This window comes from Lacinutrix gracilariae (assembly GCF_042684485.1).
Classification (GTDB): Bacteria; Bacteroidota; Bacteroidia; order Flavobacteriales; family Flavobacteriaceae; genus Oceanihabitans; species Oceanihabitans gracilariae.
Genome location: NZ_JBHULM010000011.1, coordinates 1,692,397 through 1,711,160, shown reverse-complemented (window position 1 = coordinate 1,711,160; position 18,764 = coordinate 1,692,397). Strand labels below are relative to the sequence as shown.

The following is an 18,764-nucleotide window of genomic DNA, read 5'->3' as shown; positions in this document are numbered from 1 at the left end:
CGACCTAAGGTTAGAAATATAGAATTTATCATTCTATGATATTATACTAACTAACACATCCCTTATTATGAATTCAAAAGTATTTATGATTCTAAGAATTTTACTTGGAATCTTTGTATTGATTTTTGGACTAAACAAATTTTTAGGCTTTATGCCAATGCCAGAATTATCTGCAGAAGCAGGAGCTTTTTTTGGCGCATTAACTTCAGCAAAAACAATGACACTTGTTGGTATTGTAGAAATAGTTGCAGGTTTAGCTTTAATTCTAAACAAATATGGCGCTCTATTAACTATAATTTTAATGAGTATTTCTATTAATGCCGTTTTATTTCATGCTGTTTTAGATCCAGCAGGAATTGCAGGAGCTGCAGTTTTATTAATATTAAACATTGCTGTGCTTTATGGTTATAAAGACAAATACACCAATTTGTTAGCATAGCAAACAAATTAGATTTAATAAAAAAAGAGGCTTATATAAGCCTCTTTTTTTATTTATAAGGTTTTAAATTTTAATTAATTATTAACTTTACGCCTTATTATTTTTTATTCATAATCTGTTTATGGTATCAGCTAAAGTATATTTAAAATCTTCCGTTATAGTACTATTATTATGCTTGATTTCTTGTGCTTCAAAAAAACCAACAACATTAGAGAGTGAAAAAACAATAGAACAACCAAAGGTTATTTATAATAACAAAATTCTAATTATAAATTACCTACTAACAAAAAATGCACAAGACCAAAAAAGCATTTCGTTAATCAATAAAATCAACACCGAAGGAAATCTAAAAGAAAGACCTAAAAAACCACTAAACACCACTATTGGCGATTTACAATACGCTCTTTTAGATGCTGATTTAAAAGAAATTGAAACACATACTTTAAAAAATCCGTTAAAAAAAACAGTGGAGTTTGTAAACGATTTTGGTAATTTTGAAAAAAGAATTTTAGATTTAGATAGTGTACAATTTAGTATTAGATTACAACTACCTGAAAATGCAAAACATATTGTTATTTCAGAAATAACAAACAAAAAACCAATACAACTCCTTAGTACAAAAATAGAATAAGCATGAAAAAAACATTACTATTATTACTTCTTATTTTTAATTTACAACTTGTTTTTTCTCAGACTTTTGAAGTACTAAAAATAAAGGACTCTGGAGAAGATGCTAAGCGAATTAATCTAGTTATTTTAGGTGATGGTTATCAAGAAAGTGAGCTTTCGCAATTTGAAACAGATGCTACTAATTTTATGAACGATTTGTTTGCTGAAGAGCCTTTTGCTAGCTACGAAAACTACTTTAATGTACATATTATAAAAGTAATATCTACAGAAAGTGGTGCATCACATCCTGGAACTGCTAATGACGAATCTAGTTATACTGTGCCAGCACAAACAATAGATAATTATTTTGATACTACCTATGATAGTTATAATATTCACAGACTACTTTACACTTCAAACCAAGCATCTATTAGCACTGTTTTAGCAACTAATTTTCCAACGTATGATCAAGCACTTATTTTAGTAAACTCACCTTATTATGGAGGTAGTGGAGGTCAATTTCCTATTGCTTCTACTGGAGAAGATGCAGGAGAAATTGCTATTCATGAATTAGGACATTCATTTGTTGATTTAAAAGACGAATATTATCCTGGTGACGTACTTGCAGCCGAAGCAATAAATATGACCCAAGAAACAGATCCTAGTTTGGTGAGATGGAAAAACTGGATTGGTATTAATAATGTTGGTATCTATCCTTATGCTACTTCTGGTAATGCTTCTACATGGAACAGACCACATCAATCTTGTAAAATGCGCTATTTAGGCTATCCTTTTTGCTCTGTTTGTAAAGAAGGAATCATTGAAAAAATACACGATTTAGTTTCGCCTTTAGACTCTTATACACCTACAGAAACTACCATTAGCGAAGCTTCTTTTCCTTTAGATTTTGAAATAAATACTGTAGAAACACTTCCTACTAATACATTACAAAGTACATGGACACTTAATAACGTCAATTTTGCTACGAATGTAAACACTGTAAATATTGAAGAAAGTGATTTAAATTCAGGAACCAACAACTTAACTGTTATTGTGCATGATGCAACCAACTTACTAAACATTGATGGTCATGAATCTATTCACTTAGCAACAGTTTCTTGGTCTATTGATAACACTTTAGGTATTCAAGATATTACAGCTAATGAGCTTAACTTATCGATGTACCCAAACCCAACAAATAATGTGGTACACTTTAAACTAGAAAACACTTTAGCGAATAGTATTGTTGTTGAAATAGTAAGTATGGATGGTAAGCAAGTAAAAACAGTTACACTTAACAATAACCAAGACACACAAGTAGATATTAGTACTTTAAGCCAAGGAATTTATATCACTAACTTTTATGAAAACCAAGTTTTAATTGCTAGTAAAAAGTTAGTAAAAAATTAAGTTGCTAGTGTATTCAATTGTTTTTTAAAAGCTTAAAACACCAGAGAGAAATACGCTTATTTTGATTCTGGAGGATAATTTTTAAACACCTTTTCTACAATAGATTGCAGAACAGCTTCGCGTTTTTCTGGTGTAGCATTTGGGTTAAAACTACTTTCTGTTTCTGCTTGCCAAAAAAGGCCAATACCTTTTTCATCAACAAACTCAAATAAAATCTGTCTTGTAATTTTTTCTTGACCAACAGGAATACCAATAGATATTCCTCCACCAACAGTACTTCCTGTACCACCAACACCTACTCCAACAGCACTATTTTGCGCTGCTTTGTATTCTTTACTCTGAATATTAATATAGAAATCTGGGTTTTCTGTAACAGAGAACCCTTGAAGTTGTAATTGCTTATCTAAAACATAAAACAAACGTTTAGCCTCTAAATCGCTCAAGCCTGTTTCTATATCTTGATAATAGTTATAGGTTTTATACTTAGAAAAATTGGTGCCTTTTTCAAAATCTGTTGCAACATAAATTGGTGCACATGCTGTAAATAGAATGATTAAAGAAAATAGTATAAAATTATTTCTCATATCAAGACTATTTTTAATCATTCAGCATATTCCAGAGTTTATCTTTAAGTGCTGTTAATCCTTTTTGAGCAACCGAAGAAATAAACATATAATCAATTGGTAAGGTGTTATCTAATTCTTCTTTTAATTCTGCTTGTAATTCTTCGTCTAACATATCACATTTAGAAATAGCTATCATACGTTCTTTATCTAGCATTTCTGGATTGTAACGTCTTAATTCATCTAACAGAATATCATACTGTTTTTTAATATCATCTGCATCTGCAGGAATTAAAAACAAAAGAATAGAATTACGCTCAATATGACGTAAAAAGTAATAACCAAGTCCTTTTCCTTCTGCAGCTCCTTCAATAATACCTGGTATATCTGCCATTACAAAGGTTTGAAACTCTCTGTGTTTAACAATACCTAAGTTAGGTTTTAATGTAGTAAACTCATAATCTGCAATTTTTGGTTTTGCAGAAGTCACTACAGAAAGCAATGTAGACTTTCCTGCATTAGGGAAACCTACTAAACCAACATCTGCTAATAGTTTTAACTCTAGCGTAATGTCTTTTTCTTCTAACGGAATTCCTGGTTGTGCGTAACGAGGTGTTTGGTTGGTTGGCGATTTAAAATGCCAATTTCCACGACCACCTTTTCCTCCTTCTGCAATAATTCTTTCTTCTCCATCTTTGGTGATTTCAAAAAGAATTTCATTGGTTTCTGTATCTCTAACAACGGTTCCTAATGGTACTTCTACATATTGGTCTTGACCATCTGCACCAGAACTTCTACCACTACTACCATGTTCACCATGCGTGGCTCTTATGTGTCTTTTAAACTTTAAGTGTAAAAGCGTCCATAAATTAGAGTTTCCTTTAAGAATTACGTGACCTCCACGACCTCCATCACCTCCATCTGGACCTCCTTTTTCTAAATATTTTTCGCGGTGTAAATGCGTAGATCCTTTTCCTCCATTTCCAGAAGATACGTGCATTTTTACGTAGTCTACAAAGTTCCCTTCAGTCATAATAATTCCCCACAAAAGTGGAAATAAATTTAGTTAATTTCTTTTGATAATAAACATGCTTAATATCTCATGATGGCTTAAAACCACCATGAGATTTTATATATTAAAGCTTATCTATTACTGTATTTAATCGTTTTGTAATATCTGCAATACTACCAACTCCATCTACACCAAAATATTTATCTTGTGCTGTGTAGAAGTTTTTAAGAATAGCTGTTTTAGCGTAGTATTCTTTTATTCGGTTTCTAATTATACTTTCATCTGCATCATCTGCTCTTCCGCTAGTTTTACCTCTTTCTAATAAACGCTCTACTAAAACTTCATCATCTACTTCTAAAGCTACCATAGCATTAATTTGAGAATCTTTACGTTTCATTAAATCGTCTAAAGCCTCTGCTTGTGCATTAGTACGCGGAAAACCATCAAAAATAAAACCTTTAGCATCGGCATTTTTTTCTACTTCTGCTTCTAACATATCAATAGTCACTTGATCTGGCACCAACTCTCCTTTATCTATATAAGATTTAGCTAGCATACCTAAAGCAGTTTTATTTTTTATATTAAAACGAAACACATCACCTGTAGAGATATGCACTAAATTATATGTTTCTTTTAAAAAGTTAGCTTGTGTTCCTTTTCCTGCTCCAGGAGGTCCAAATAGGACTAAATTTGTCATGTGTTGTGTTGTTTTTAATTGATATATTTCTGGTAAATCTCTTCCTAAATTATTATAATCTAGACCATAGCCTACTATAAATTTATCTGGAATTTCTATACCAACATAATGAAGTTTAAAATCTTTTTTATATGCTTCTGGTTTAAAAAACAAGGTCGCTATAATTAAAGATTTAACATTTTCATTTTCAAAAATTCTATGTACTTCTGCTAATGTTTTTCCAGAGTCTATAATATCTTCTAGAATTACAACTGTACGTTCTGTTAAATCTTGTGTTATTCCTATTAGCCTTTGTATGTCGTCTGTAGATTTTAACCCTTCATAAGAAGCCAATTTTATAAAAGTAACTTCACAAGGTTTTGGGTATTTTTTTACAAAATCACTAACCAACATAAAAGATCCGTTTAAAATACCTATAAACACAGGTACCTCATCTCCTAAGTCAGCTGCAATATCATCTGCCATTTTTTGTACTGCAGCATCAATTTTTTCTGCAGAAATAAACGGCTTAAAATATAAATCGTCTAGCTTAATCATGTAAGTCTAACTTGTTTTTTATTAATTTCTAGCAAAGATAATTCTTTTAGTTTTAAGACAGAAGCTAGAAACTGGAAGATTTTAAAACTCCGTCTAAATTTAAACCTGAAACCATTCAATATTTAATGTATTGAATTAAAAAATGTTACGATTTAACATACAATCCTAAAAGAGAAATCTAGATATTTTAATAAATATACACAAAAAGTTTGTCTTTTATTCCTGTTGTTAAAGGGCTAGATGAATTTCTTACAATTCGTATTACTACAACGTAAACCAACTTATTAGTCCTTTAAAAAGCTACAAGCCTATGGAATAAAATTTCATTCAAACTGTACATAAATATTAGGTGAGACTCAGGTTTTAAGTGTATTTTTGTAAAATAGAACGATTTTTAAAACAAATGTTTCATTTAAAAACAAATTTTCGCTTACGCGGAAAAGCTTATGAATTATTTTTCTTCAAATTTTAAACTTGGTATTCTTGGTGGTGGACAACTTGGTAAAATGCTACTTACCGAAACCAGAAAACTAGATATTTATACTTGTATTTTAGATAGCAATACCGAAGCGCCTTGCAAAATAGGAAGCAATGAATTTCACTTAGGAAGCCTAATGGATTTTGATACGGTTTATCAATTTGGTAAACAAGTAGATGTGCTAACCATAGAAATTGAAAACGTAAATATTGACGCTCTTGAAAAATTAGAAAAAGAGGGTGTTACTGTTTATCCTGCTTCTAAAACGCTTCGAATTATTCAAAATAAAGCAAAACAAAAGCTATTTTATGTAGATGAAAATCTGCCTACTGCTCCGTTTTCTCGTTTTGCATATGTTTCAGAAATTGAAGACGCTATAGAAAATGGTGGTTTAAAATTTCCTTTTGTTTGGAAAGCTGCACAGTTTGGCTATGATGGTAATGGTGTAAAAGTGGTAAGAAATCTTGAAGATTTAAAAAAACTACCAAAAGGAGAATGTATTGCTGAAGAGTTAATTCCGTTTAAAAACGAATTAGCTGTTATTGTTTCTAGAAACGCTAAAGGAGAAGTAAAAACTTTTCCTGTTGTAGAAATGGAATTTCACCCAGAAGCTAACCAAGTAGAATATGTAATTTGTCCTGCTAGAATTGAACCTGAAATTGCTAAAAAAGCAGAACGTATTGCCTTAAAAACTTCAGAAGCTTTTAAACATGTTGGTTTATTAGCTGTAGAAATGTTTTTAACGCAAGACAATGAAATTTTAATAAATGAAGTTGCGCCTAGACCGCACAATTCTGGACACCAAACTATTGAAGCAAATTACACTTCACAATTTGAACAACATATAAGAGCTATTTTAAATTTACCTCTAGGAAGCACTGCAAATAAAGCAGGTGGTATCATGGTAAATCTTGTTGGTGCAGAAGGTTACACGGGTAATGTTATTTACCAAAACATAGAAGAAATCATGAATATGGAAGGCGTAACACCACATATTTATGGTAAAAAAGAAACACGTCCTTTTAGAAAAATGGGACACGTAACCATTGTAAATAAAGATATAAACGAAGCTCGTAAAATAGCCGAAGAAGTTAAAAACACAATTAAAGTAATAAGTAAATAATAAACAATTATGAAAGTAGGAGTAATCATGGGAAGCAAAAGTGATCTTCCAGTAATGCAAGAAGCAATAGATATTTTAAAAGGTTTTGATATACAAGTAGAAGTAGATATCGTTTCTGCACACAGAACACCAGAAAAAATGTTTGATTACGGAAAAAATGCACATAAAAATGGTATTGCTGTAATTATTGCAGGAGCTGGTGGTGCTGCTCATTTACCAGGAATGATAGCTTCTTTATCCCCTTTACCTGTTATTGGTGTTCCTGTAAAAAGTAGTAATTCTATAGATGGTTGGGATTCTGTTTTATCTATTCTACAAATGCCAGGAGGTGTTCCTGTGGCAACTGTAGCTTTAAATGGTTCTAAAAATGCAGGTATACTTGCTGCTCAAATTATTGCAACATCAGACTCCTGTGTATTAGATAAAGTAATTGCTTATAAAGAAGGATTAAAAGTAAAAGTAATAGAGTCTGCTAAAGGTCTATAAGCCAATAACCTCAAGATAAATCTTGAGGCCATATCGCTATTAATCAATTTCTTAAATATGAGACGCAAATCTCACATGAAAAAACCTTATACAAAGATTACACTAAATCCTTTTGTATTTTATAAAAAATGAGGGTTTTTTACTTTTTTCGATGAAAAGTAAATAAACACGATTAAGTGCTGTGTTCTTGATTTTTAAGCATAAAAAAAACCTTGACTTGCATCAAGGTTTTTAGCTATTAATCAATAATTTTAACAATGAGTAACCAGCTCTTATGAAAAAATCTTTACAAAGATAGATATAAAGGATTTTGCAATCAACACATAATTCACTTTTAACATAATATTAAAGAATGAACAAGAATATACTTACAGAAAAGTTTACTACAGCATTTCAGACAGCACCTTTCTCTAAAATTGCTACTAAAGATTTTCTTCCAGCTTTTAAACTATGCATAAAAAATGCGAAAGCAGAAATAGATACTATAATACATAATCCTGAAGCTCCTACCTTTAAAAACACCATTGAAGCTTTAGATTTTTCTGGTGAGCAATTAGATAGAGTATCTAGTATATTTTTCAATCTTAACTCGGCAGAAACCAATGAAGAAATTCAGAAAATAGCACAAGAAGTTTCTCCTTTACTTTCAGAATTTGGAAACGACATTACACTTAACCAAGATTTATTTGAACGTGTAAAAACAGTTTACAACAATAAAGCAGACTTACAACTAACTACAGAGCAAGAAACGCTATTAGATAAAAAGTACAAAAGCTTTGCTAGAAATGGTGCTAATTTACCAGAAGATAAAAAACAAGAACTTAGAGAAATAGATAAGCAACTAAGCAAGTTAAAACTTCAGTTTGGTGAAAATGTTTTAGCCGAAACCAATAAGTTTGAAATGCTAATTACAAATGAAGAGGATTTAGCAGGATTACCAGATGGCGCAAAAGAAGCAGCAAAACAATTAGCAGAATCTAAACAAAAAGAAGGTTGGCTAATCACCTTAGATTATCCTAGCTATATTCCGTTTATGACCTATGCAGACAATCGTGAATTACGTGAAAAATTATCATTAGCAGCAGGAAGTAAGGCGTTTAAAAAGGATGCTTTAGATAATCAAGAAATTGTGTTACAAATAGCAAAATTAAGATTTAAAAGAGCAAATCTTCTAGGCTATAAAACACATGCACATTTTGTGTTAGAAGAACGCATGGCTAAAACACCTGAAAAAGTAATCGACTTTTTAAACGAAATACTTGAAAAAGCAAAACCTGCTGCAAATAAAGAATATGCTAATCTAGAAACTTTTGCTAAAGAGCTAGATGCTATAGACACCTTACAAAAATGGGATTCTGCTTACTATTCCGAAAAGCTAAAACAAAAACTTTTTAGCTTAGATGATGAGCAACTAAAGCCCTATTTTAAATTAGAAAACGTAATTGATGGTGCTTTTACTATTGCAAATAAATTATTCGATTTACAGTTTGAAGAAATTGATACTATTGACAAATACCATGAAGATGTATTAACGTATAAGGTAAAAGACAAAAACGGAGAATTAGTTTCTATTTTTTATGCCGATTTTTTCCCTAGAAAAGGAAAACGTAATGGTGCATGGATGACAAGCTACAAACCACAAAGCATTAAAAACGGAGTAAATGATAGACCACACGTTTCTATTGTTTGCAACTTTACCAAACCTACAAAAAGCAAACCATCTCTTTTAACTTTTAATGAAGTAACGACACTTTTTCATGAGTTTGGTCACGCATTACATGGTATGCTAGCCAATACAACATATCCTAGTTTATCTGGAACTAGTGTTTTTTGGGATTTTGTAGAATTACCAAGTCAAGTTTTAGAAAACTGGTGCTATGAAAAAGAAGCCTTAGAGTTGTTTGCAAAACACTATGAAACAGGAGAAGTAATACCTATGGAATTGGTAGAAAAAATAAAAGAATCAGCAACCTTTCATGAAGGCATGCAAACACTACGTCAATTAAGTTTTGGTTTATTAGATATGTCTTGGCATGCACAAGACCCAACAGAAATAAAAGACGTAAAAGCACACGAAAAAGAAGCCTTTGGCGACACACAATTGTATCCAGATGTTGCAGAAAACTGTATGAGCACAGCATTCTCTCATATTTTTCAAGGTGGTTATTCGTCAGGATATTACAGCTACAAATGGGCAGAAGTATTAGATGCAGATGCCTTTGAATTCTTTAAAGAAGAAGGTATATTTAACAAAACAGTAGCAACCAAGTTTAAAGAAAATGTATTAAGTCAAGGAGGAACCGAAAACCCTATGACACTTTACAAACGTTTTAGAGGTCAAGAACCAAAACCAGAAGCTCTTTTAAGAAGAGCAGGATTAATTAAATAAAATTAAAACACGCATTTACAGTCCTTCTGTTAACAATTTTATAGGTATGCTACATACCCAAAAAATTAAAATAAAAAAAGGGGTTATTTCTGTTGACGCTACATCATGCTCACCTACAGATGAAGCCCCTTTAAATGTATCATCTTATAACAGTGAAGGTGAAGAAATAATTTTCATAAAACACATAGAAAACTATGTGAAAGAGACCTTTTTAAATCATAAAACTACCCTTACCACTAAATCTGATTTTTTCACTAGAAAAATGCTTGTAAGAAGTTTGATAGCTAATAAAGTCAATGAAAACTGTAAACTAAATCCGGATAAAATTGAACGTTTTATTTTAAAGTATGATGAACATATAGAAAAAGGTTAAATAAACTTTCAATAATTATTGAAAGTTTAGAAATTTTTATATATTTGTAGTATGAATTACGAAGAAGCTAAAATTAAATTTATTAACACTTGGGGAAGTTTAGGTACGCTTTGGGGAATTAATAAAGCAATGGCTCAAATACAGGCATTGCTTTTTATTACTCCAAATCCGTTATCTATGGAAGAAATCATGGAAGAACTTAAAATTTCTCGAGGCAATACAAGTATGAATTTAAGACAGCTTATGGATTGGGGAATTGTAAGTAAGGAACTTATTCCTGGTGAACGCAAGGAATATTTCACTACAGAAAAAGACGTACAAGAGCTAACCAGAGTTATTGCTAAAGAGAGAAGCAGAAGAGAAATAAAGCCAGTAATTAAAGTCTTAAAAGACGTATCCTCTATTAAAGATGATGGTACAGAAAAAACAAAAGAACTAATTAAACAAACAAAAGCACTACAAGATTTAACCGAAAATGCAGATTTAATGATTAACAATTTAGTTGACAAAAATCAAAATTGGATTACTAAATCTTTGATTAAACTCATCAAATAAAAAATTTACAACAAACTTTCAATATTTTCTGAAAGTTTAAAATAAACAAAATGAAAATCAACAATAATTATAAAGCACTCACCTATTTTATAGCTTTGGTTTGGAGTGTTAACGGGCTGCTTTGTAAAGTGTTGAATCTGGTTTCAAGACATCAAGATATTGTTGCAAGAATCTTAGACACTAATTACTCAAGAACCATTACCATAGCAATAGGAATATTAGAAACAATTATGGCTCTATGGATTTTAAGTAATTACAAATCGAAATTAAATGCCATTGTACAAATAATTATTATAGCTACCATGAATGTGTTAGAGTTAATATTGGCGCCAGATCTATTACTCTGGGGAACCTATAATTCTCTATTTGCTTTCTTATTTATTCTACTAGTTTATTTTACAAATTTTAAACAAAACAAGAAACATGTTCTCTTTTCTTAAAAATCATCCCTTTGCTGTTGAAGCCTTTTTTAAAAGCTCACTAGTACTCACTTTTGCAGTTCCAAAGGAAGAAGTACAACACCTAATACCTCCTTGTTTAGCATTAGACACCTTTAATGACAAATATGCCTTTGTCGCAGTGGCAATGGTTGAAACCAAAGACTTACGTCCTAAAGGTTTTCCAAAATTTACTGGAAATGATTTCATTTTAACAGGGTTTCGAATTTTTGTACGCTACACTAACAATAAAGGCAAACGATTACGTGGATTATATATTTTAAAATCGGAAACCAACAAACAGAAAATGAAAATTCTGGGTAATATTTTTACACATTATAACTATACGACTACAGATATAAAGTACAGCATTAAAGACCATAAAAAAGAAATCGCATCTATAAAGTCAGACTTTAAAATTGAATTAGATTCTGCAATAAAGGACGAAGTAGCATTACCTGAAAATTCTCCATTTGCAGATTGGAAAGAAGCTAGACGTTTTGCTGGACCTTTACCATTTACGTTTACGTATAACAAAAAAACAAAAGAAGTATTAATTATTGAAGGAGTAAGACATAATTGGAAACCAAAACCAGTAAAAGTCAACAAATATCACGTTCATTTTTTAAACACTTTAAACTTAAAAAACAAAGTATTGGCAAATGCTTTTATTACTGAAAATACCCCATATCACTGGAAAAAAGGTAGAAAAGAATTATGGAAATAAAAAGAAGAAAATTTAAAGGTGTTTTAAACATCCTTAGCTTTAATAGACATTTTTACTTTTATGGTGCAATCGTATTAATGTTAATAGTCATGAGTTACCTATGGTTTTCGTGGTCTACTACACTATTCTGGATAATTATTACAGCATTTATTTACGGATTATTAATGCCTTTAATTGTTTCGGCATACGTCTATGATTTTTCAGGTTATTACGATTTTAATTGGTTAAACAAAATGAACCTTAAAGACACAGGGACCAAAGAGATATTAAATATTAATGCTGGTTTTGATGAAACTAGTTTTATTCTTAAATACAATTTTCCTAAATCTAATTTAAAGGTGTTCGATTTTTATAATTCTGAAAAACACACAGAACCTGCCATAATAAGAGCCCGAAAAGTAAGTTTGGTTTATCCAAATACACAACAAATAAAGTCGAATGCTATACCTCTTAGCAACAAATCTGTAGATCTTATTTTTTTACTCTCTGCTGCTCATGAAATAAGATCTCAAGAGGAAAAAATACAGTTCTTAAAAGAATGTAGAAGGGTATGTAAACCTGACGGAAGCGTTATAATGGTAGAACACTTACGTGATTTTTCAAATTTCCTTGCCTTCTCCATTGGATTTACGCATTTTTTCTCAAAAAACACATGGAAAAAAGCTTTTAGCGATGCTGGATTTACAACATGTACTGAAAAAAAATTCACGCCATTTATGTCCATATTTACTTTTTTCTCTAAACCTTAATTTTTTTAAACATTATGTATTTTCACTTAAAAATAATAGGAGTACTTTTAATCCTTCTAGCTTTCATTCATGTGTTTTTTCCTAAATACTTTAATTGGAAAAAAGATTTAAAACCCCTAACTTTAATAAATAGACAAATGATGACAACGCACACATTTTTTATAGCACTCACCGTGTTTTTAATTGGTGTACTTTGTTTAACAGCAGCAACAGACTTAATAGAAACTAATTTAGGAAAGAAAATATCCCTTGGCATAGGAGCTTTTTGGACAATAAGACTGTTTTTCCAACTATTTATTTATTCTAAACAATTATGGAAAGGAAAAAAAATGGAGACAACAATACATATCCTGTTTACTATTCTATGGACATATTTTAGTTGTATATTTTTTATTATATACTTTCAATAAACAAAAACGAACTTGATAAAAAACAACATGAAAACAATACTTATAGCTGGAGGAACAGGATTTATAGGACAAACATTAGAAAAATATTTTTCTAACAAAGGCTATATGGTAAAAATACTAAGCAGAAATCCAAAACGTGAAAATGAAATACTTTGGGATGCTAAAACCATAAACGACACTTGGGTTTCACATCTAGAAAACTTAGATGTACTTATAAATCTTACCGGAAAAACCATTAACTGTAGGTTTACAGATGCAAATAAAAAAGCAATAAAACAATCTAGAGTAATTGCTACCGAACTTTTAGGAAAAGCTATTGACACTTGTAAAAACCCTCCAAAACTCTGGATGAACTCCTCTACTACTTCTATATATAAAGAAGCGTTTACTGAAGAACGAACAGAAGAAAGTACTGTATTTGGTAACGATTTTGAAGCAGAAGTAGCAACCGTTTGGGAAAAAGCTTTTTACAAAACCAAAAACCCTAAAACAAGAAAAATAGTTATACGCACATCTATAGTTTTTGGTGAAAATGATGGCGCATTTGTACCATTAAAAAAACTAACGCAATTTGGCTTAGGAGGAAAACAAGGTAGCGGAAAACAAATGGTTAGCTGGATTCATAAAACCGATTTTGCTAGAGCTGTAGATTTTTTAATACATAAAGAAGATGCTAATGGTGCTTTTAATTTTTGCGTACCAAAACCAACAGACAATGCAAGCATGATGCGTGACTTTAGAAAAGTAATGCACGTTCCTATTGGTATTCCTAGTCCTAAATTTATATTAAAAATTGGTGCTTATTTTATGCAAACCGAACCAGAACTTATTCTAAGCAGTAGAAATGTGGTTCCTAAAAAGTTATTACAATCAGGTTTTACGTTTAAATTTCCTACAATAACTACTGCTACAAAAGACTTAATAGAATAAATATAAAACCTTTTACGTACTTTTGTTAAAACTAGCTATAAAAGTATATGCCAAATCATCAAATAGATCCAAATAAATGGATTGATTCTTATTCCGATTATTTATTCAATTTCACCATTTCTCGTGTTAACGATAGAGATTTGGCTAAAGACTTGGTGCAAGAAACTTTTTTTGCTGGTTTAAAATCTATGAAAAACTTTAAAGGCGAAGCTAGTGAGCGCACTTGGTTAATATCTATTTTAAAACGAAAAATTATAGATTATTACCGAAAAATTAATTCTAACAAAGGAAAAGCAGAAGTACGAATGAACTATAATAGCAGTTCTGAATCTGAAGGTGATTGGTTAGAAGAACGTGTTGCAGACCCTTTTGACAAAACAGCAGAAGACTCTTTAGAAAATGAAGAACTTGGTGACGCTATCTACAATTGCTTAGGCAAACTTCCAGAAAAACAAGCAACAGTATTTAAAATGAAAACAATAGAAGGTATAGATACCGAAACTATTTGTAATGAACTAAATATTACAGCGTCTAACCTTTGGGTTATCATTCACAGAGCAAGAACCACAATGGCAACTTGTATGGAGAAAAACTGGTTTTAATATGTGTACAAAAATGAAAATAAATAAAGCTTGTGAAAAAGCAAATCATGTTTGTGACAAATCACAATATAAAGAAGCAACGTTATTAGAGAAACTTAAACTTATGCTACACCTTGTATTTTGTAGGGCTTGTAGAAATTACTCTAGCACTAATAAAAAGCTTACTACAACTATAAAAGACGCTAATGTAGACTGTATGCACAAAAATGAAAAAGAAGCTTTAAAAGAAAGCCTAGAAAAAGCCATACAGGAGCAACAACACCAACCATAATATTGGCAAACCTTCAACAAAAAAAGAACTATAATATGTAGCCTGATTTTTTTTAGAAAATACCACAAACAATAAGGTGATTAGCGTAAATAAAGCTAACACAAAAACATTTTCACTACTGGTTTGATCTTTAAAAAATTCTAAAAGGAAAAAAAACACTAATAAAACAGAACCTATAACCTTTGTTTTAGGTATTCCAATACGTTGTGGTATTGTTGAAAGCTTTAAACTATCATATTGTAAATCTCGTATTTCAAAAGGAATCATAAGCGCTAGCACAAAAATAAATCGCTGTAAAGTAGTAATAAACGCATCTGCATTTAACATAAATGCATTATCTAATAACGGAAGCAAAACAGTAACAGCAGACCACACTAAAGCAATTACATATACTTTTAATCCACTAATCTGTCTTAAATTTTGGTTACTATCTACAAATACACTTCTAGGCAGAAAAGGAATAGCATAAAAAAAGGTAATAACAGCAAGTACCAAAATATACAACCACGTTTTAATTTCTAGCTGAAACGCATAATAGCATAGCGCTAAAAAACAGAAAAAAGAAAACACTTGTATTACCTTTAACTTTCTTGCTAAACTTCTATGATGAAACTTAGCTAAGCCAAAATATTTCACAAAATTATATCCTGTTATGGTTGCAAAAAAGTTAAAATACAAAACGGTATTATCTTGAGAAACACCAAATTCTAAAAGCGTAATCCATGTTAAAGCATATACACTTAAAGCTACATGAATACTAGCATTTATATAAAAATCGAAAAAGTGTTTTACTATTCGCATAAAACAAAAATACACATTCTCTTTTACCCATTGAATATGTAAAAAGAAAAATAAAACCTAGTAATTATAAAGCTTGCTAAACAGACAAACAAACCTTCTAAAAACCAGTATATTTCAGTCTGTTAAATGCATAAAAACAAGGTTCTGTTAATAACCATTTAATTTGGTTAAAAACTTTCAAAATTCAAAACTAAAAACCTTTATTATTTGCGTATTTTTGCGCCACAAAACACAACTTTTTTAAAAATGAATACAAATACTTTTGCACTTCGTCATATTGGTCCTAGAGAAGAAGACCAAGAACAAATGCTAAAAACCATAGGTGTAGATAATTTAGATCAACTTATTTACGAAACGATTCCAGATGATATAAGATTACAAAAAGATTTGGATCTAGAGCAAGCCATGAGCGAGCAAGAATACTTAGTTTACCTAAATGAGGTTGCTAAAAAAAACAAAGTATATAAAACATATATTGGTTTAGGATACCATCCAACCATTTTGCCTGCAGTAATACAACGTAACATTTTAGAAAATCCGGGTTGGTATACAGCCTATACGCCATATCAAGCAGAAATTGCACAAGGTCGTTTAGAAGCACTTCTTAACTACCAAACCATGATTACAGACCTTACAGGTATGGAGCTTGCAAACGCATCACTTTTAGATGAAAGTACTGCAGCTGCTGAAGCCATGAGTTTACTTTTTGCAGTTAGAGATAGAGCACAAAAAAAAGCTGGAATAAATAAGTTTTTTGTTGCAGATAACATTTTACCTCAAACCCTTGCTTTATTACAAACAAGATCTAAACCAATTGGTGTAGAACTTGTTGTTGCAGATGAAAAAACTTTTGATTTTTCTTCAGACTATTTTGGTGCAATACTTCAATATCCTGGTAAAGACGGACAAGTAACAGACATACAATCTTTTATTTCTAAAGCACAAGAAGCTCAAATAAAAGTTGCTATTGCTGCAGACCTTTTAAGCTTAGTAAAACTAGAAGCTCCTGGTAAATTTGGTGCAGATATAGTACTAGGTACCACGCAACGCTTTGGTATACCAATGGGTTATGGAGGTCCTCATGCTGCCTATTTTGCAACAAAAATAGCTTACAAACGTGATATTCCTGGACGTATTATTGGTATCACCAAAGATGCTAATGGTAACAGAGCGTTACGTATGGCTTTACAAACTAGAGAGCAACACATAAAACGCGATAGAGCAACATCTAATATTTGTACTGCTCAAGTATTATTAGCTGTAATGGCAGGAATGTACGCTGTGTATCATGGACCTAAAGGCTTACAATTTATTGCCAACCAAGTACACAATGCTGCTTCTACTTTAGCAGAATCTTTAGAAAAATTAGGTTTTAAACAAACCAATACTTCGTATTTTGATACGCTTCAAATTAAAACAAAAGCTAAAAAAGTATACAAAGTTGCTAAAGACAAGAAAGTAAACTTCTTTTATCCAGATAAAAATACCGTTACTATTTCTTTAAACGAAACCACTTCCGTTAAAGATATAAATACTATCATTTCTATTTTCGCTAAAGTAGCAGACAAAAAAGCATTTACAATTTCGTCTTTTACAGAAGCAAACAACATCGATGACCATTTACAAAGAACTACAGATTTTTTAAACCTTGATGTATTTAATTCGTACCATTCTGAAACCGAATTAATGCGTTACATAAAAAAACTAGAACGTAAAGATTTATCTTTAAATCATTCTATGATTTCTCTTGGTTCTTGTACAATGAAATTAAATGCTGCTGCAGAAATGTTGCCTTTAAGCCAACCGGAATGGGGAAGCATTCATCCTTTTGCGCCTTTAAAACAAGCCAAAGGTTATGCTACTATTTTAAAAGAGCTAGAAGACCAACTTACAGAAATCACTGGTTTTGCTGCAACTTCATTACAACCTAATTCTGGTGCTCAAGGAGAATTTGCTGGCTTAATGGTTATAAAGGCATACCATGAATCTAGAAATGACCACCATAGAAACATCTGTTTAATTCCAAGTTCAGCACATGGTACTAATCCTGCAAGTGCTGTAATGGCAGGAATGAAAGTTGTAGTTACTAAATCTACAGAAGAAGGTAATATAGATGTTGAAGATTTACGTGAAAAAGCCATTCTACACAAAGACAATTTATCTTGTTTAATGGTAACATACCCATCAACACATGGTGTTTATGAAGCTTCTATTAAAGAAATCACCAAAATTATTCATGATAATGGAGGGCAAGTTTATATGGATGGAGCAAACATGAACGCACAAGTAGGATTAACTAATCCTGGAAATATTGGTGCAGATGTTTGCCATTTAAATCTACATAAAACTTTTGCTATTCCTCATGGAGGTGGAGGTCCTGGTGTTGGACCAATTTGTGTTGCAAAACAACTAGCTCCTTTTTTACCTGGAAACCCAATAGTTAAAACTGGAGGAAAAGATGCTATAACAGCTATTTCTGCAGCTCCTTTTGGTTCTGCTTTAGTTTGTTTAATTTCTTATGGCTATATAAAAATGCTTGGTGCTAAAGGCTTAACAGCTTCTACCAAAATTGCTATTTTAAATGCAAACTACATTAAAACTAGATTAGAAGGTCATTTTGATACTTTATACTCTGGAGAACGTGGTCGTGCAGCTCATGAAATGATTGTTGATTGTCGTGCTTTTAAAGCTAACGGAATTGAAGTTACAGACATAGCAAAACGTTTAATGGATTATGGTTTTCATGCACCAACAGTATCTTTCCCTGTTGCAGGAACTTTAATGATAGAACCTACAGAAAGTGAAAGTAAACAAGAAATAGATCGTTTTTGTGATGCTTTAATTTCTATTAAAAAAGAAATTGATGCCGCTAGCAAAGAAGACGCTAACAATGTACTTAAAAACGCACCACATACTTTAGCAATGGTAACTGCTAACGATTGGAGCTTCCCTTACTCTCGCGAAACAGCAGCATATCCTTTAGATTATGTACAAGACAACAAGTTTTGGCCTAGCGTAAGACGTGTTGACGATGCGTTTGGCGACAGAAATTTAATATGTACATGTGCTCCTATTGAGGAATATATGGAAGTAAATTAACGGTTGAACATCGTAAATTATTACACTTTTAAAATTGCCTTTAATTTTTTACTGCTTATCTTAGCAG

General features: G+C 31.3%; 19 protein-coding genes. 15 read left to right on the top strand and 4 right to left on the bottom strand.

Translation table 11 applies throughout. From position 1 onward, the window contains the following. Positions 1–67 precede the first annotated feature (67 nt). The 3 genes from ACFSSB_RS14495 (at position 68) to ACFSSB_RS14485 (ending at position 2,458) form a co-directional block, all read left to right on the top strand. Positions 68–439: a DoxX family membrane protein gene (locus ACFSSB_RS14495; protein ID WP_379905516.1), complete on the top strand. Its 372-nt coding sequence runs from the start codon at positions 68–70 to the stop codon at positions 437–439. 121 nt (positions 440–560) lie between these two features. Beyond that, positions 561–1,070 carry a hypothetical protein gene (locus tag ACFSSB_RS14490; RefSeq protein ID WP_379905514.1) on the top strand — a complete coding sequence of 170 codons (510 nt, stop codon included), beginning with the start codon at positions 561–563 and terminating at the stop codon, positions 1,068–1,070. Between the two features lie 2 nt (positions 1,071–1,072). After that, positions 1,073–2,458, top strand: a complete 1,386-nt coding sequence (locus ACFSSB_RS14485) for a T9SS type A sorting domain-containing protein (protein ID WP_379905512.1) — start codon at positions 1,073–1,075, stop codon at positions 2,456–2,458. A 56-nt stretch (positions 2,459–2,514) separates the two neighbouring features. Here ACFSSB_RS14485 and ACFSSB_RS14480 read toward each other — a convergent pair whose 3' ends face one another. From ACFSSB_RS14480 to ACFSSB_RS14470, 3 genes are all read right to left on the bottom strand, one after another. Next, the gene (locus tag ACFSSB_RS14480; RefSeq protein ID WP_379905510.1) at positions 2,515–3,042 is read right to left on the bottom strand and encodes a DUF4136 domain-containing protein; all 528 of its coding nucleotides are present in this window, start codon (positions 3,040–3,042) and stop codon (positions 2,515–2,517) included. A 13-nt stretch (positions 3,043–3,055) separates the two neighbouring features. Further along, the gene (obgE, locus tag ACFSSB_RS14475) at positions 3,056–4,054 is read right to left on the bottom strand and encodes a GTPase ObgE (RefSeq protein ID WP_379905508.1); all 999 of its coding nucleotides are present in this window, start codon (positions 4,052–4,054) and stop codon (positions 3,056–3,058) included. A gap of 103 nt (positions 4,055–4,157) precedes the next feature. Next, positions 4,158–5,267, bottom strand: coding sequence for an adenylate kinase (locus ACFSSB_RS14470; RefSeq protein ID WP_379905506.1), 1,110 nt, complete (start codon positions 5,265–5,267; stop codon positions 4,158–4,160). 446 nt (positions 5,268–5,713) lie between these two features. Between ACFSSB_RS14470 and ACFSSB_RS14465 the strand changes: the two genes are divergently transcribed. The 11 genes from ACFSSB_RS14465 (at position 5,714) to ACFSSB_RS14415 (ending at position 14,797) form a co-directional block, all read left to right on the top strand. Then, positions 5,714–6,868, top strand: coding sequence for a 5-(carboxyamino)imidazole ribonucleotide synthase (locus ACFSSB_RS14465; RefSeq protein WP_379905504.1), 1,155 nt, complete (start codon positions 5,714–5,716; stop codon positions 6,866–6,868). Positions 6,869–6,874: 6 nt separating this feature from the next. Continuing rightward, the gene (gene purE, locus ACFSSB_RS14460) at positions 6,875–7,354 is read left to right on the top strand and encodes a 5-(carboxyamino)imidazole ribonucleotide mutase (RefSeq protein WP_379905703.1); all 480 of its coding nucleotides are present in this window, start codon (positions 6,875–6,877) and stop codon (positions 7,352–7,354) included. A gap of 352 nt (positions 7,355–7,706) precedes the next feature. Next, a complete protein-coding gene (locus tag ACFSSB_RS14455) occupies positions 7,707–9,743 on the top strand; it encodes a M3 family metallopeptidase (protein ID WP_379905502.1) in 2,037 nt (678 codons plus the stop codon). A 46-nt stretch (positions 9,744–9,789) separates the two neighbouring features. Further along, positions 9,790–10,116 (top strand): hypothetical protein, encoded by a 327-nt coding sequence (locus ACFSSB_RS14450; protein WP_379905500.1) that lies wholly within the window; start codon positions 9,790–9,792, stop codon positions 10,114–10,116. 51 nt (positions 10,117–10,167) lie between these two features. After that, positions 10,168–10,671: a GbsR/MarR family transcriptional regulator gene (locus ACFSSB_RS14445; protein ID WP_379905498.1), complete on the top strand. Its 504-nt coding sequence runs from the start codon at positions 10,168–10,170 to the stop codon at positions 10,669–10,671. Between the two features lie 50 nt (positions 10,672–10,721). Further along, complete coding sequence (locus ACFSSB_RS14440) at positions 10,722–11,111, top strand: DoxX-like family protein (RefSeq protein ID WP_379905496.1); 390 nt, start codon at positions 10,722–10,724, stop codon at positions 11,109–11,111. Beyond that, the gene (locus ACFSSB_RS14435; protein ID WP_379905494.1) at positions 11,095–11,835 is read left to right on the top strand and encodes a DUF2071 domain-containing protein; all 741 of its coding nucleotides are present in this window, start codon (positions 11,095–11,097) and stop codon (positions 11,833–11,835) included. The genes ACFSSB_RS14440 and ACFSSB_RS14435 overlap by 17 nt, the downstream gene beginning before the upstream one ends. Next, positions 11,826–12,584 (top strand): class I SAM-dependent methyltransferase, encoded by a 759-nt coding sequence (locus ACFSSB_RS14430; protein WP_379905492.1) that lies wholly within the window; start codon positions 11,826–11,828, stop codon positions 12,582–12,584. Before ACFSSB_RS14435 ends, ACFSSB_RS14430 begins: the two co-directional genes overlap by 10 nt. Positions 12,585–13,021: 437 nt before the next feature. Further along, positions 13,022–13,924, top strand: a complete 903-nt coding sequence (locus ACFSSB_RS14425) for a TIGR01777 family oxidoreductase (RefSeq protein ID WP_379905490.1) — start codon at positions 13,022–13,024, stop codon at positions 13,922–13,924. A 47-nt stretch (positions 13,925–13,971) separates the two neighbouring features. After that, positions 13,972–14,526 (top strand): sigma-70 family RNA polymerase sigma factor, encoded by a 555-nt coding sequence (locus ACFSSB_RS14420; RefSeq protein ID WP_379905488.1) that lies wholly within the window; start codon positions 13,972–13,974, stop codon positions 14,524–14,526. 13 nt (positions 14,527–14,539) lie between these two features. Next, entirely contained in the window at positions 14,540–14,797 is a 258-nt protein-coding gene (locus tag ACFSSB_RS14415) for a hypothetical protein (protein ID WP_379905486.1), read from the top strand. On the opposite strand, the gene ACFSSB_RS14410 is transcribed toward ACFSSB_RS14415, so the two are convergent. Next, positions 14,759–15,598 (bottom strand): hypothetical protein, encoded by an 840-nt coding sequence (locus ACFSSB_RS14410; protein ID WP_379905484.1) that lies wholly within the window; start codon positions 15,596–15,598, stop codon positions 14,759–14,761. The two genes, ACFSSB_RS14415 and ACFSSB_RS14410, sit on opposite strands and share 39 nt — an antisense overlap. Positions 15,599–15,844: 246 nt before the next feature. Between ACFSSB_RS14410 and gcvP the strand changes: the two genes are divergently transcribed. Further along, a complete protein-coding gene (gcvP, locus tag ACFSSB_RS14405) occupies positions 15,845–18,697 on the top strand; it encodes an aminomethyl-transferring glycine dehydrogenase (RefSeq protein ID WP_379905482.1) in 2,853 nt (950 codons plus the stop codon). Positions 18,698–18,764 lie beyond the last annotated feature (67 nt).

Coding starts and splice junctions, on each gene's coding strand:
- ACFSSB_RS14415 (WP_379905486.1), top strand. CDS start 14,540: ATGAAAATAAATAAAGCTTGTGAAAAAGCAAATCATGTTTGTGACAAA.
- gcvP (WP_379905482.1), top strand. CDS start 15,845: ATGAATACAAATACTTTTGCACTTCGTCATATTGGTCCTAGAGAAGAA.
- ACFSSB_RS14465 (WP_379905504.1), top strand. CDS start 5,714: ATGAATTATTTTTCTTCAAATTTTAAACTTGGTATTCTTGGTGGTGGA.
- ACFSSB_RS14440 (WP_379905496.1), top strand. CDS start 10,722: ATGAAAATCAACAATAATTATAAAGCACTCACCTATTTTATAGCTTTG.
- ACFSSB_RS14430 (WP_379905492.1), top strand. CDS start 11,826: ATGGAAATAAAAAGAAGAAAATTTAAAGGTGTTTTAAACATCCTTAGC.
- ACFSSB_RS14410 (WP_379905484.1), bottom strand. CDS start 15,598: ATGCGAATAGTAAAACACTTTTTCGATTTTTATATAAATGCTAGTATT.
- ACFSSB_RS14420 (WP_379905488.1), top strand. CDS start 13,972: ATGCCAAATCATCAAATAGATCCAAATAAATGGATTGATTCTTATTCC.
- ACFSSB_RS14485 (WP_379905512.1), top strand. CDS start 1,073: ATGAAAAAAACATTACTATTATTACTTCTTATTTTTAATTTACAACTT.
- ACFSSB_RS14495 (WP_379905516.1), top strand. CDS start 68: ATGAATTCAAAAGTATTTATGATTCTAAGAATTTTACTTGGAATCTTT.
- ACFSSB_RS14425 (WP_379905490.1), top strand. CDS start 13,022: ATGAAAACAATACTTATAGCTGGAGGAACAGGATTTATAGGACAAACA.
- obgE (WP_379905508.1), bottom strand. CDS start 4,054: ATGACTGAAGGGAACTTTGTAGACTACGTAAAAATGCACGTATCTTCT.
- ACFSSB_RS14450 (WP_379905500.1), top strand. CDS start 9,790: ATGCTACATACCCAAAAAATTAAAATAAAAAAAGGGGTTATTTCTGTT.
- ACFSSB_RS14435 (WP_379905494.1), top strand. CDS start 11,095: ATGTTCTCTTTTCTTAAAAATCATCCCTTTGCTGTTGAAGCCTTTTTT.
- ACFSSB_RS14470 (WP_379905506.1), bottom strand. CDS start 5,267: ATGATTAAGCTAGACGATTTATATTTTAAGCCGTTTATTTCTGCAGAA.
- ACFSSB_RS14480 (WP_379905510.1), bottom strand. CDS start 3,042: ATGAGAAATAATTTTATACTATTTTCTTTAATCATTCTATTTACAGCA.
- ACFSSB_RS14455 (WP_379905502.1), top strand. CDS start 7,707: ATGAACAAGAATATACTTACAGAAAAGTTTACTACAGCATTTCAGACA.
- ACFSSB_RS14445 (WP_379905498.1), top strand. CDS start 10,168: ATGAATTACGAAGAAGCTAAAATTAAATTTATTAACACTTGGGGAAGT.
- ACFSSB_RS14490 (WP_379905514.1), top strand. CDS start 561: ATGGTATCAGCTAAAGTATATTTAAAATCTTCCGTTATAGTACTATTA.